Below are 13102 nucleotides of genomic sequence, written 5' to 3' on the forward strand. Positions count from 1 at the left end.
TTTCATGATGCCCATGCAATCCCATTGGTTTTTACTTAAAAATCGTTCCCAGCTTGCAAGATGCTTCTTGTAAAAGAAACAATATCTATATATATTTCTGGTAGTCTTTTTACCTTCAGTCACTAGAGGACACCAGATAAAATTAATAAAATATTTATAGTTTGGTGAGCCTGCCACTTATAGAAATTGGAAATTCACGTTTAACAAGATATAAATCCATCAAAGAACTTGCTAAAGTTAGCCATGTAATGGTAACGTCGGGGAAGGAACAGCCCTTTGAGCGTGGGTAAACTTGCTCCGTTGGGAGAATTGACCACGAAGCTCCCACTTCTATAAGTGGAGGTAGTTCACGAGATTAAAATCAACCGATCCCAAAAATAATTTCAAAAAATTTTTTTATATGGAAGAAAATCCATGCTAAAATTTTCTAGTATAAGGATGACAGCTTTGGGGAGATAATAGAAACATCTTTTTGAGTATGGCATCGAGGAGGAGAGAATATGTTTTTTCAACAGCAAGAGGAAGAAAAAAAGCCGATTTATGCAAAAAAAGAAGTGGATATATGGCAGTGTCCCCAATGCGTCGGATGGATGCAAAAAGAGTTTACGGTATCGCTACATCCTATTTGTCCCTTTTGTTCCAGTCATATGATTGAAGGAGTTCGTGAAGTAAAAGTACTGATGTGAACTACTACCACTAAGAAGGAATTGGAGAGAATAGGTAGAAGTAGCATACAAAAAAGAATAGGGGGAAGCCATATGGATTGGAATATACTTTTCCGGGAAGGGGAGCAGTATATTCGATGGTGGTGTGCGTCAATCTGAAGGGTTCTATTCCATCCAATGCTGAACATGCCTTATGCAATGAAACAATATAATGAAACAATATTTTGCAGAATTCTATAAAGAAAAGTATAAATTATCGGACTCCTGCGAATCCTAGAAATAGGTCGGAAGGAGGAGGTAATGGATATGAAACAGATTGAAGCTGCCATCGCCAATGGGGCAGTTCATATCAGCAGTAAGGAAATCGAGGAGATCATCGAAAACAGCAATTATTTTGAAGAGGTACAGGATATCAGCGATCAAATACAGAACGACAAAGTGTTTGCATATCACATAAAGTTGGATCAATCGATTATAGAAAAAGAAATTGAACAGGATCTGGAAGCGGAAGGCTACCCTATGGATGATGAGGAGGAATATGCTTCCGTACTGCTGGAGCAGGCAGAATATTTTATTGATGCTGCCGTAGATGAGGTAAAAGAACGTATTGAAGAGAAATACCATCTTGAAAAGATAGGCAGTGCCTATGATATTTATCAAGGCAGCAAGGCCATGGAAGATATCCGTTTTGTACTTACTCTGTCCTTCGGAGAAACTCCCCATGGACAGCTCTATCAACTGACTAATTCTATTGTCGATGGAAGCTATACAAAGCATATGGGAGGATTGCAATAGGGAGACTAAAGGGTCGTCTCCCTTATTTCATCAATTCCTTTGTTGGCCAGGGCATCGGCCCTGATATTCATTTTGGCGGTATATAAGAAGTCCTCCATGGTAAAATGACTGCCGTTCCATTCTTTAAATTTTTCATACCACTTTTTTACTTCTGTTTCCCGTTGGATGTTCAGGTGACCCTTTATGCGGTAAAAATGAATTTCTTTTTGCCGGTTTATCTGGCAAAGCAGGGCTTCCCATAAACCTTTATTTTCAACGGGTGTCTTGTTGGCAGTAATCCAACCGTTCGTTTGCCATTTGATATACCATTTTTTTGTAAAACATTCTATCAGATAGGCGCTGTCGGAGAAAACGCGGATGGAAAGCTGATCTCTTTTCAGCGTTTTTAGGGCCTCCAATAGTGCTGTCATCTCCATACGGTTATTGGTGGTATTGATTTCTGCCCCATAAAGCTCCTTGACATGCTCACCATATTCCAAGATAGCACCCCAGCCTCCGATATTGGTATCATTCTGATTGCCGGAACAAGCACCGTCAGTATATATATTCACAAATCTCACACGATCAACTCCTTTTTCCATTCTTTTATATTATAACAAAAATGAAAAATTTCATTGCAACAAATTTCTCGCTGTTGAATATAGATAAAAATAAAAGATCATCCTTGGAAATCCGATGAGGGGGAGCGAAGATGGGCGTCAGAATCATTTCTTTATCCATTCGTCCCAAAGAGGTATTGGAACAACTTATGGGGGAGGTCGATGGGGATTTGCTTCATAGTGAATATCATCCCATAGATCAGGAGAAGGGCTTTGGCTATGTAGTGTATGAATATATTCATAGAAAAGAAAACTGCCCCAATGTGCTTATGGTGCATACGGAAAATATTGATGGAACTACCCATGCTACGATTTTGTCAAGCCCCAATAGGACAGATTGGGCGTACCCTTTTGTATGGGAAGACGATGATGAAAGAATGGATAAAATCATGGAAATTCTGGATGAATATATTCTAGACATACGAGATGAATAGGAGACAGACATAAAAAATGCCTGTCTTCTATTTTTTTCCTCATGCTTTTTTATGCTGCTTGTGATATTTCTCACAGCATATATTTTCTATAATTGATATATTTAAAACAAAATCTTCGGCAAACCTTTGCAGGAAGATTTTGTTGCAGTATACGAGGAAAATGCTAAACGAATTTATGCTGTTTTATCTCAAAGGAGTTTGTCGTTTTCCATGTATATGAGAAAAATCAATGGAAGGAAGGGATGGAGTAATGTTTCTTGAAACGGTGAACAAAATGGCAGACAGTGCGGAAAACAAGACAAAGTATGTCAACAAAAGCATCATGAAGTATGTCATCCTATCGATGATGGCAGGGATTTATGTAGGATTTGGCATCATGTTGATTTTTTCTATCGGGGCACCCTTTGCGGCAGCCAATTCTCCCGCCACAAAGGCAATGATGGGCGCAGCCTTCGGGATTGCATTGACTTTGGTGGTCTTTGCCGGCGCAGAACTTTTTACAGGAAACAACATGGTCATGACTATTGGGAATTTGACAAAGCGCGTAACCCCTGGGGATACCGCAAAGGTATGGGTGTTCAGCTATATTGGCAACTTGCTAGGTTCCCTTCTCTTTGCCTATCTGGTAGCAAAGTCAGGGCTGATCAGCAATGCACCCCAATCAGATTTTATTCTTAAGGTAGCTGCGGGAAAAATGAATGCACCATTTTTGCAGCTTTTCATCCGAGGAATTCTGTGTAATATGCTGGTGTGTTTGGCGATTTGGACCTCTGTTCGAGCCAAAGAGGATGTGGCAAAGTTGATTTTAATCTGGTGGTGCCTGTTTGGGTTCATTGGTGCTGGCTTTGAACATAGCATTGCCAACATGTCGTTGATGGGTATGGCCCTGTTTATACCCCATGATCCTGCCATGGTATCGGTAGCGGGTTATATCAAAAATCTGGTGGCAACCACTGCCGGGAATATGGTGGGAGGAGCCCTGTTGATTGGCGCCATGTATTGGTTTGTATCCAAAGAGTGAAGGATAAAAAATAGTACATGGAGCAAGGGATGTAGTTTACACAATAATTCTGTGTACCGTGCAACAGGAAAGAAGGAAGAGAAGGAGGAAAGACAATGGCATTGAGATTAAGCAGAGAAGCCTTTAATCATGCATTGAAAGATTTGAGCAAAGAGTATAAAATCTATGCACCTATCCGGTTAAAGGAAATTGGGAGATTTTCTGAGACAGATGTGGTACGTTATGGAGAAATTTCTATGGTGGAGGAAATTGTAACCGACGAAAAGTCCCATTTTTCTCCGAAGGAAATTCTATTTCCGATCACTCAAACCCTTTTCTATTTTACAGAAGAGGAATATAAGGAGCCCAAGGAAGATGGGAAAAAGATTATCATTTTTTTAAGACCCTGTGACATCAACGGTGTAAAAAGGCTGGATCAGATATTTCTACAGAATGGAAAGGATAAAGATATATATTATGAATGCCTGAGGGAGAAGGTAAAATTTTTCATGATGGAATGTGTCGAAGGATTTGAAAGTTGCTTCTGTGTTTCTATGGATGCCAACAAAACGGAAAACTATGCAGCAGCCATTCGATTTGGGGAAGAATTGCTCCTTGAAGTGAAAGACGATGGCTTGATGAATATCTTCCAAGGATTGGGAAAAGAAACCAATTTTACCCCTGAATTTATTGAAGAAAATAGGGTGAAAGTTTGCCTGCCCGATGTAAATAAAATTACACTGGAGCTATTCGAACATGAGATGTGGAAGGAATATTCCCAAAGATGTATTGCTTGCGGCCGATGCAACTTTGTATGCAGTACCTGCAGTTGTTGGACGATGCAAGATATCTTTTACGATGAAAATAAAAACAATGGCGAACGAAGAAGGGTTTGGGCCGGGTGTCATGTGGATGGTTTTACAGATATGGCAGGAGGACACGGTTTTCGAAAAAACTATGGGGATCGCATGCGTTTCAAAACCATGCATAAGATCAACGATTTTAAAAAGAGAAATGGCTATCATATGTGTGTAGGATGCGGCAGATGTGATGATATCTGTCCAGAGTATATATCTTTTTCAAATTGTATCAACAAGGTTACAAAGATTGTAGGGGAGGAGAGAAAATCATGAAAAACCCATATATGCCGAAGAAGTACACGATTATCGATATACAGCATCAAACAGATATTGATTATACTTTCCGTGTAGCCTGCGACATAAAACCCAAAAATGGACAATTTGTGGAAGTCTCTATCCCTAAAATTGGCGAAGCACCTATTTCTATCAGTGATTTTGGAGACGGATATATTGATATGACCATCCGTAGAGTAGGAAAGGTAACCAATTATCTTCATGGGTTAAAGCCGGGGGATGCCATGTACTTGAGAGGTCCTTACGGGAACGGTTTTTCCCTGGAGCAGTATAAAAACAAACACTTGGTTATTGCTGCCGGGGGTACAGGGCTGGCACCGGTAAAGAGCATCATTAACTATTTTCACAGAAATCCTGAAGAAATTCAAAAACTAGACTTGTTGATCGGTTTTAAATCCCCAAAGGACATATTGTTTAGGGAAGAAATTGAGGAGTGGATGAAAAACAAGAAATTTCATGTAACGGTGACAGTAGACAAAGGAGATGAAAGCTGGACAGGGAACGTAGGATTGATTACCCAATTTGTACCGAAAATAGATATCCCTGATGAGGACAATCTGGAGGTAATTATTGTAGGGCCGCCGTTAATGATGAAATTTACAGGACTAGAATTCTTACAAAGGAAGATCAAAGAAGAACAGATTTGGGTATCCTTCGAGAGAAAAATGAGCTGCGGCATTGGCAAGTGCGGCCATTGCAAGATTGACGAAACTTACGTATGTCTGGAAGGTCCGGTATTTCATTACACCAAGGCAAAACAGCTGATAGATTAGAGGGGGTAGAACCATGGATATCAATACAAAAAAAATCAAGAAAAATGCCTATCGGGTAACGAAGGTAAGAGGAAAAACAGCCTTGCGAATCAGGGTACCCGGGGGACACTTGGAAGTAAAATATTTTGATATTATCAAAGAGATTGCAGAGAAATATGGAGATGGGAGTGTTCATATTACCATCCGTCAGGGATTTGAAGTGCCAGGGATCGACTTTGATAAAATTCCGGAAATCAATAGAATGATTGCACCGATTCTCCAAGGGCTTGAGCTAGATTATGGCGTTTCTATAGGAGATATCGAGGGAGGATACCCGGCAGCAGGGACCAGAAATGTATCGGCATGTATTGGGAACAAAGTCTGTCCCTTTGCCAATTATAACACTACCGATCTTGCCATCAAGATTGAAAAAGCCATTTTCCCCAATGACCGCCATGTAAAAATTGCTTGTACGGGATGTCCTAATGATTGTATCAAAGCTCACATGCAGGATTTTGGCATCATCGGCCAAGTGGAGCCGATCTATGATGCTTCTCGATGCGTGGGATGTGAAGCCTGCGTGAAAAATTGCAAAAAGAGGGTTACGGGAGCACTAAGGATGGAAAATTATAAGGTAAAAAGAGATGAGGACCGATGCATTGGCTGCGGGGAATGCATTCTGAAATGTCCCACAGGTGCATGGAGCAGGAATCCGGAGAAGTTTTATCGGATGGTGATTATGGGCAGGACAGGAAAGAAAAACCCCAGATTGGCCCAGACGTTTCTGGAATGGGTAGATGAGGAAACGATTATTCAAGTGATTGTCAATACCTATGCCTTTATAGAAGATTATATTGACAAGGAAGCACCCTTGGGGAAAGAACATGTGGGTTACATTGTAGATAGAGCGGGGTATCATATATTTAAAGCCTATGCCTTCAAGGGGGTAAAACTTGGCCCTAAGGCGAAGGTGGCAAACTATATTGATTTTGGAGGGTATACCTATGAGAGAAATATTCACTTTGACAGATGTAATGAATAGCTTGATTGAACTGGAGAGCATCGGCTATGAATTTTATAGCGCCTTGGGAGAAAAGGTTGAAGATAGACCACAGAAAGAACTGTTGAGGCAATTGGCAGAAGATGAGAAGGGTCATGAAGCCCTTTATCGGGACATGAAGCGGCATTTGGAAACTTCCGATGAAGATTTGCCCTTAGAGGGAGAGTATGAGGCATATATAAGGGCTTTGATTGATCAGAACTTTTTTATCCGGAAGAACAAAATTGAAGTGAAAAATCTTGATGAAGCCTTCGATATTGCAGAGAGACTGGAAAAGGATACGATCTTTCTTTTGAATGAATTGAAAAGCGTTGTAATGGAGCACCAGAGAAAAAATATTGAAAAAATTATAGAAGAGGAACGCAGCCATCTGAAAAAAATCCTATGGATGAGATAAAAAGAGGAGTTTTCATAGCAAGTTCTTAAGCGTCTGAACGAATATGAAAGGGAGGCAAGGAATATACAATAAAATTCCCATAGGCCAATGCCATGGGAATTTCAGTCTGTAGAAAAAGTAACGGGATAAGTAAGAACCCTTGAGATTTAGGCTTCGTCGCGAATCAGCAAGCCGCTTTTTTCCTCATTTTTTTATTTAGAAAAGCGGCGCAGGTCTGAGCAGGAAGGCAAATCTCAAGGGTTTGTCTACAAGCTAAAATTCCTATAGGCCAATGCTATGGGAATTTTATTTGTTTTGCTTTAAATAGTGCTGAACAGACAAATTCGGTGCTTCATACTGAATGCCTTCAATGACCAAGTTGGTCTCTTTTAATAAATCTACTTGCACCATTTCAATGTTTACGGCATTCTGCCGTATAATTCTAATCTTTGGTCGCAGCGGAAAGTTGGGAGGCACTTCTTCTACCACGCCATAATCTCCATTGCTTAATCTTACCAGTGTTCCAACGGGATAAGGAATGATCTTTCTTACAAAGGTCTGGGCCATCTCAAAGTCGAAAAGGGTTCCTGCACTGCCCATGATATATTCAATAGCTTCAAGGGGTGTTACAGCTTTCTTATAGGGTTTGTCAGAAGTCATAGCGTCATAAGTATCGGTAATGGCTATGATTTTTGCCAGTTTGGTAATTTGATTGCCTGAAATTCCGTTAGGATAGCCGCTGCCATTCATCCGTTCATGATGTTGCAGTGCAATAATCCTGGCTTGCCCTGGAATACTGTAGTGTTCTTTTAAATAGTGATAGCCTCTGGAGGTATGTTCTTTGGCGATAGCATATTCTTCATCTGTAAGCTTTTCTTTTTTCATCAGGATTTCCTTTGGCAAAAATACTTTGCCGATATCATGGAGCATGGCACCGATGGCCAGATCGTACAGTTCATTTTTGCTCAGTTGGAGCTCCACACCCAATACCAGGGAAAGGACGGTCACATTCACAGAATGTTCATAGGTATAACTATCCAGGCTTTTGATATCTACCAGGTTTACCAGTATATTTTTGGCAGAGGATATTTCATCTACGATATTTTTAGAGATAGTACTTAAGTTTTGCAAATAATCTTCCCGTTGCTTAAATAGCTGCCGTTCCTTGAGGGAACCGGTTTTTTCCTTTAGCTGTTTGTTGTATTTTTCAAAGGAAGAAAAAGTTTCCCTAAGGGCATTTATAGCAGCAATTCGAATTTTTGGCTCGATAATATCTTCAATTTCATTACTGCTGTATTCATCATGAATATAAAGCATATAAGTGCCGTTATCCTTTACTTTTTTCAGCAAGCCTTCATTAAGTTCAACACCTTTTTGCAGCAATATTCTCCCGTCTTTGTCATAGAGGGTTTGGGCCAAAATGCTGCCTTCTTTTACGCAAGAAATAGGTATAAGACGCATTTTACATTACTCCTTATATGAGAATTGAAAAAAACTCTGCGATCGGGATGGATATAGGATAGAATTCCTTTTTGTTATATATTATAGCATATAAATTATAGGAAGTGCCGCAGGGAAATTATTCCCGAATATGGAATAAATTTATTTGTCATAGAATGCAAAAGGGATACCCATGGGTGTTCATTTTTGCGATATTTGTAATTATGCTATAATACAGATATGCAGGACATAGGCAGGATGCAGTAAAAATAAAGGAGGAAACAGGAGATGACGGGGAGGAAGCTTTTGGTCGTGGATGATGATATCCACATCTGTGAGCTGATCAAGTTATATCTCACCAAGGAAGGATATGATGTTTTTGCGGTACATGACGGATTCAAGGCTTTAGAAGCTATAAGGGAAGAGGCACCCCATCTGGTGATCTTGGATATTATGCTGCCCAAATTGGATGGATGGGATGTATGCAGGGAGTTGAAAAAAGTTAGTGATATTCCCATCATTATGCTGACGGCGAAAGATGATACCTTCGATAAAGTACTTGGATTAAAAATAGGGGCCGACGATTATATCGTAAAGCCATTTGAACCTCGAGAGCTGGCGGCTAGGGTAGATGCGGTCCTCAGAAGGTACCAAAAGCAGGGAATGACTTATCAACAGATTGTACTGCCTAATTTGCTGATTGATAAGGACGGATATAAAATCAAGATAAAAAATCAAGTACTGGAATTGCCGCCAAAAGAAATGGAGCTTTTGTATTTTCTTGTAAAAAATAAAAATCAAGTTTTTACCCGGGAACAATTGATTGAACAGATTTGGGGCTTTGATTTTGAAGGGGACAACAGAACCATTGATGTCCATATCAAACGGCTGCGAGAAAAGCTAGAGCCTGTGGCATCTCAATATCAGATTAAGACTGTATGGGGTGTAGGCTATAAGTTTGAGGTGAAATCCCATGTTTAATACAGTATTCAAAAAACTGATGGCTACTTATTTTGCCATCATTGCTGTAAGTTTTTTATTATTGGGCTTGCTTTTTTCCCAATTGTTAGGGAATTACTTTTTTGACCGTCATGAGAGACTGCTGCTGGAAGAGGGAAATAAGATCAATGATTTGGTCATTGATTATTTAAACGGGTATATTACCAAGGAACGGTTGGATTTGGAACTGCAATCCATAGAACGTTTTTTGGACACACGAATCTGGATCCTGGATAAACGGGGATTCATCTACGGGGTATCCAGCAATGAAAAAGAATGGATCGGAAAACAAATTACCACCGGGGAAATGTTGGAGATTTTAAAAGGCAGAATTATCGTAAAAAAAGGGACTTTTCAAGAGATATGGCAGATTCCCATGGTGACAGTAGGTATGCCCATTTTTATTCATGGCCGTGTAGAGAATGCCATTATCATGCATGCTCCCTTATATGAGATTACGAATACCATTCGAGAGGTCCACAAAATTATCTGGACTACCATGGCCATTTCCTTTGGTATCTCTTTGGGCATCATTTATATTTTATCCAAGCGACTATCTGCCCCCCTGCAATCGATGGATCAAGCGGCTAGAAAATTGGCCCAGGGAGATTTTTCCCAGAGGGTAGCGGTTTATACGGATGATGAAATCGGCAGGGTTACCAAGACCTTTAACTATATGGCAGAACAGCTGGAGAAAATGGAGGAAAATCGGAGAAGTTTTATTTCTGCCGTGGCTCACGAATTGAGATCACCCCTGACGCTAGTACAAGGCTTCATCCAAGGAATTGCAGACGGAACGGTGGAGGAACAGGATCGACCCAGATATCTGCAGATTATTTTGAGGGAAACCGCCCGGTTGAGCAAACTGATTTCCAATTTGCTGGATCTTCAAAGAATGGAGTCCAATGCCTATCCCATACAGCCGGAAATTTTTGATGTCAATGAGTTGATTCGCAGGACATTGATAAAGTATGAGGAGGAAATCAACAAAAAAGAAATCGCCATTCTATTGGCGTTCGAAAGGGAATCTCTTTCCGTAAAGGCTGATCGGGATGGTGTGGAGCAAGTGCTGTCCAACCTTATTGAAAACGCCATGAAATTTGTAGAAGAAGCGGGTAGAATTGAAATAGAAACCAAGGAGCAGGGAAACAAAGCATGGATTGCAGTGAAGGACAACGGTATCGGCATAGCAAAAGGAGAACAGCAAGCCATATGGGAAAAATTCTATAAGGTAGACAAGGCTAGGGATAGAAATAAGGAAGGGACCGGTTTGGGGCTATATATAGTAAAACAAATTATTGAAAGGCATGGGGAACGAATTGAGATGGAAAGTGAGCCGGGAAAAGGTACCCTCTTTCAATTTAGTCTGACCCTTTCCGGCAAAGCATAAAACATATCTCATCCATTGATTCACACTTTGTTCATAATTTGTTCAAAACCTCCTTTTATAATAAGATTATCAACAGAAAAAAAGGAGGTTTTTGAAAATGGACTTGCAAGACGAAAAAAAAATATGTGATGAAAAAGAAGAGGTGATGGCAGAGATTGCCACGGACAGATTTGACGGGGAGGAAAAGATTTCAACCATATCCACTGGTATCTCTGTGGGGTCCAAGGAAAAATTTCAAAAGAAGAAAAAAATAAATGGGAGTTTGGTCATAACAGCTTTGATTTCTGCCTTGATTGGAGGCGTGTTGTCCAGCTATATTTTCCCCGTTTATATTTTTGGAAATTTGATTCCCTACCCGGATAATTATTTTGGCAGAGATGTAAAGCAGGTAATTAACGTAGAGCCTCAAAAAACCGAATTTTTAGTGTCAGCCGTGGCCAAAAAAGCCATGCCTTCTGTAGTAGGAATTACTACGGAAAGCATGCAACAGGATTTCTTTTTTGGAGCAAGGAGATCCAGTAATGTGGGAACGGGTGTGGTAGTAGATGCAAAGGGATACATTCTCACCAATTCCCATGTGGTAAATAACGGGAACGTGGAAGTGGTCAATGTCCTCCTCCATGACGGAACTTCGAAAGAAGCCAAAATTCTATGGAATGATCCCAATATTGATCTGGCTGTACTGAAGGTGGATGGGGTCAAACTGGTGCCGGCAGATTTAGGGGATTCCGATAAGCTGGAGGTAGGAGAAATTGCCATTGCCATTGGCAATCCTTTAGGCATGCAGTTTGAACGGACGGTTACCTCTGGCATTATCAGCGGTTTGGGGAGAAGTATCGGTGTCGGCTATAACGAGACCATTGAGAATTTAATCCAAACGGATGCCTCCATCAACCCGGGAAACAGCGGAGGCCCTCTGCTGAATGCCAAGGGAGAAGTCATCGGGATCAATACGGCAAAGATCCAATCGGGGGAAGGACTAGGCTTTGCGATTCCTATCAATATGGCCAAACCCATTGTAGATCAGTTTATTGAAAAGGGAGAGTTTCGAAAGGTTTACCTAGGGATCAAGGGCGTGAATGTGGATGTTTTTGAAAAATCCATGGGTACAAAGCTGTCTGTAGAAAAAGGCGTGTATGTGGTGGAGGTTTCAAAGAACTCTCCTGCTTCGAGGGCTGATCTGCGCAGCGGAGATATTATCGTAGCAATAGAAGATAAGGAGATTGCTTCCATGAGCCAGTTGGTGAGAAACCTGTACCAATATCGTCCGGGTGATAAAATTGTGCTGAAAGTCATGAGAAATGGAGAAAAGATAAGTCTGAAGGTGGAATTGGCCCAAGTACCGAAGAATGATTAGACAATCAGCCGGTAGAATTTACCGGCTGATTGATATTCAAACGTGTGTATCGGATAACCATTGCGGATGTGGATGCCTAAACCTATCAGACCTCCCACAATGATGAGCATAAATATGATGATCATGATGGCCCTGTCCTATTCCCCGCTTCTATAACTTCTGATAAAAGCATAGATGCAGAACCCTCCGATGGGACCGATAAAACCAAGAAAATAGGGAACCATCCCAAGGTTTTCTTATATGGTTTTGGTTAATATTTCAAATTTTTATGAACAGATAAGAAAAGGAGTATGGGGATATGTTAAAACGAGTAACGGAAAAAGATTATATAGAGAGTATAAAAGAAGCCCAGGGGTGGGAAAGTGAAGATATAAAATTTATATTGGACATCCATGATGTGAACCATGTCATACTACATACAACCTGCTTAGAGGAGGATATCTATAGAAAAAATATACTGGAAAGTTTTGAATTACAAATGGAATTGGGGAGCGGGGTTTTGCAAAAAGAAACAATTCCTTACTATAGAATAAAGAAAATCTCTAATGCATATGGGAAAAACGGGAAAACATTGGATGAATTTCAAGAATCTGACGAAATAAAATTCCTTAGAAATTTCTTTGATATAAAAGTCTTTTATTCTAAGGACACCCACCGTGTTTTTCAAGCAAAATTTTGTAGGGTAAATAATTTGGCAGAAAAAATTTTTTTAGAGCTTTATCAACAAAATCAATTGGATAGGGCTATCTATTCTATGTTTTGTCCTAAAAATAAGTGTGATCGCTATATAGAAAATTTTCAGAATGTTAAAATTGAAATATATGAATTATGTAATGACGGCATAGGGCAAGAAGGCAGTTATGATTATGCTTCCTTGATCAACTATATCAACAAATATGCTGAAAACAAGCTGTTTACTTTTAATATTTGTCTCCATAAAGAGGATATACAAAGGGAATTCTGGTTAGGATTAAAAAAATATTTTAAAAAAATCATGTTTAGCGTAATCGTAAAAGATGGGCAATGGATAGCTGAATCAGTTATATTGATAAGGTTCTAGCTATTTTGCCTAAATGTGAAA

The 13102-nt window shown here is 40.0% G+C and carries 15 protein-coding genes and 1 pseudogene; 12 read left to right on the forward strand and 4 right to left on the reverse strand.

The window, feature by feature from the left end:
* A pseudogene (locus tag AN619_RS16775) lies at nt 1-165 on the reverse strand (IS701 family transposase); the annotation flags it as partial.
* 335 nt (nt 166-500) lie between these two features.
* Here AN619_RS16775 and AN619_RS05245 point away from each other — a divergent pair.
* Nucleotides 501-686: a cold-inducible protein YdjO-related protein gene (locus AN619_RS05245; RefSeq protein ID WP_068555479.1), complete on the forward strand. Its 186-nt coding sequence runs from the start codon at nt 501-503 to the stop codon at nt 684-686.
* 285 nt (nt 687-971) lie between these two features.
* Entirely contained in the window at nt 972-1460 is a 489-nt protein-coding gene (locus AN619_RS05250) for a hypothetical protein (protein ID WP_157064919.1), read from the forward strand.
* A 5-nt stretch (nt 1461-1465) separates the two neighbouring features.
* Here the strand turns inward: AN619_RS05250 and AN619_RS05255 are convergent, their stop codons facing one another.
* Nucleotides 1466-2020 (reverse strand): ribonuclease H family protein, encoded by a 555-nt coding sequence (locus AN619_RS05255; protein WP_198153246.1) that lies wholly within the window; start codon nt 2018-2020, stop codon nt 1466-1468.
* 131 nt (nt 2021-2151) lie between these two features.
* Between AN619_RS05255 and AN619_RS05260 the strand changes: the two genes are divergently transcribed.
* The 6 genes from AN619_RS05260 (at nt 2152) to AN619_RS05285 (ending at nt 6856) form a co-directional block, all read left to right on the forward strand.
* Complete coding sequence (locus AN619_RS05260) at nt 2152-2493, forward strand: hypothetical protein (protein WP_068555482.1); 342 nt, start codon at nt 2152-2154, stop codon at nt 2491-2493.
* 229 nt (nt 2494-2722) lie between these two features.
* Nucleotides 2723-3514 carry a formate/nitrite transporter family protein gene (locus tag AN619_RS05265; RefSeq protein WP_330382029.1) on the forward strand — a complete coding sequence of 264 codons (792 nt, stop codon included), beginning with the start codon at nt 2723-2725 and terminating at the stop codon, nt 3512-3514.
* A 95-nt stretch (nt 3515-3609) separates the two neighbouring features.
* Nucleotides 3610-4626 carry an anaerobic sulfite reductase subunit AsrA gene (asrA, locus tag AN619_RS05270; RefSeq protein ID WP_068555484.1) on the forward strand — a complete coding sequence of 339 codons (1017 nt, stop codon included), beginning with the start codon at nt 3610-3612 and terminating at the stop codon, nt 4624-4626.
* On the forward strand, nt 4623-5420 hold the full coding sequence (gene asrB, locus AN619_RS05275; protein ID WP_068555487.1) for an anaerobic sulfite reductase subunit AsrB: 798 nt from the start codon (nt 4623-4625) through the stop codon (nt 5418-5420). The genes asrA and asrB overlap by 4 nt, the downstream gene beginning before the upstream one ends.
* 13 nt (nt 5421-5433) lie before the next feature.
* A complete protein-coding gene (gene asrC, locus AN619_RS05280) occupies nt 5434-6441 on the forward strand; it encodes a sulfite reductase subunit C (RefSeq protein ID WP_068555489.1) in 1008 nt (335 codons plus the stop codon).
* Entirely contained in the window at nt 6404-6856 is a 453-nt protein-coding gene (locus AN619_RS05285; RefSeq protein ID WP_068555491.1) for a ferritin family protein, read from the forward strand. The genes asrC and AN619_RS05285 overlap by 38 nt, the downstream gene beginning before the upstream one ends.
* Before the next feature lie 285 nt (nt 6857-7141).
* Here the strand turns inward: AN619_RS05285 and AN619_RS05290 are convergent, their stop codons facing one another.
* Nucleotides 7142-8296, reverse strand: a complete 1155-nt coding sequence (locus tag AN619_RS05290; RefSeq protein ID WP_068555494.1) for an HD-GYP domain-containing protein — start codon at nt 8294-8296, stop codon at nt 7142-7144.
* A gap of 267 nt (nt 8297-8563) precedes the next feature.
* Here AN619_RS05290 and AN619_RS05295 point away from each other — a divergent pair, with 267 nt between their 5' ends.
* From AN619_RS05295 to htrA, 3 genes are all read left to right on the forward strand, one after another.
* Nucleotides 8564-9256, forward strand: coding sequence for a response regulator transcription factor (locus AN619_RS05295; protein ID WP_068555496.1), 693 nt, complete (start codon nt 8564-8566; stop codon nt 9254-9256).
* Nucleotides 9249-10664 (forward strand): sensor histidine kinase, encoded by a 1416-nt coding sequence (locus AN619_RS05300; RefSeq protein WP_068555497.1) that lies wholly within the window; start codon nt 9249-9251, stop codon nt 10662-10664. Before AN619_RS05295 ends, AN619_RS05300 begins: the two co-directional genes overlap by 8 nt.
* 97 nt (nt 10665-10761) lie before the next feature.
* Nucleotides 10762-12021: a serine protease HtrA gene (gene htrA / locus AN619_RS05305; protein WP_157064920.1), complete on the forward strand. Its 1260-nt coding sequence runs from the start codon at nt 10762-10764 to the stop codon at nt 12019-12021.
* Here htrA and AN619_RS16465 read toward each other — a convergent pair.
* The gene (locus AN619_RS16465) at nt 12018-12146 is read right to left on the reverse strand and encodes a hypothetical protein (RefSeq protein WP_278279849.1); all 129 of its coding nucleotides are present in this window, start codon (nt 12144-12146) and stop codon (nt 12018-12020) included. The two genes, htrA and AN619_RS16465, sit on opposite strands and share 4 nt — an antisense overlap.
* Before the next feature lie 173 nt (nt 12147-12319).
* Between AN619_RS16465 and AN619_RS05310 the strand changes: the two genes are divergently transcribed.
* Nucleotides 12320-13081, forward strand: a complete 762-nt coding sequence (locus AN619_RS05310; protein WP_068555499.1) for a hypothetical protein — start codon at nt 12320-12322, stop codon at nt 13079-13081.
* The last annotated feature ends 21 nt before the right edge of the window (nt 13082-13102 follow it).

This window comes from Thermotalea metallivorans (genome assembly GCF_001562415.1).
In the GTDB taxonomy this organism is placed as follows: Bacteria; Bacillota; Clostridia; order Peptostreptococcales; family Thermotaleaceae; genus Thermotalea; species Thermotalea metallivorans.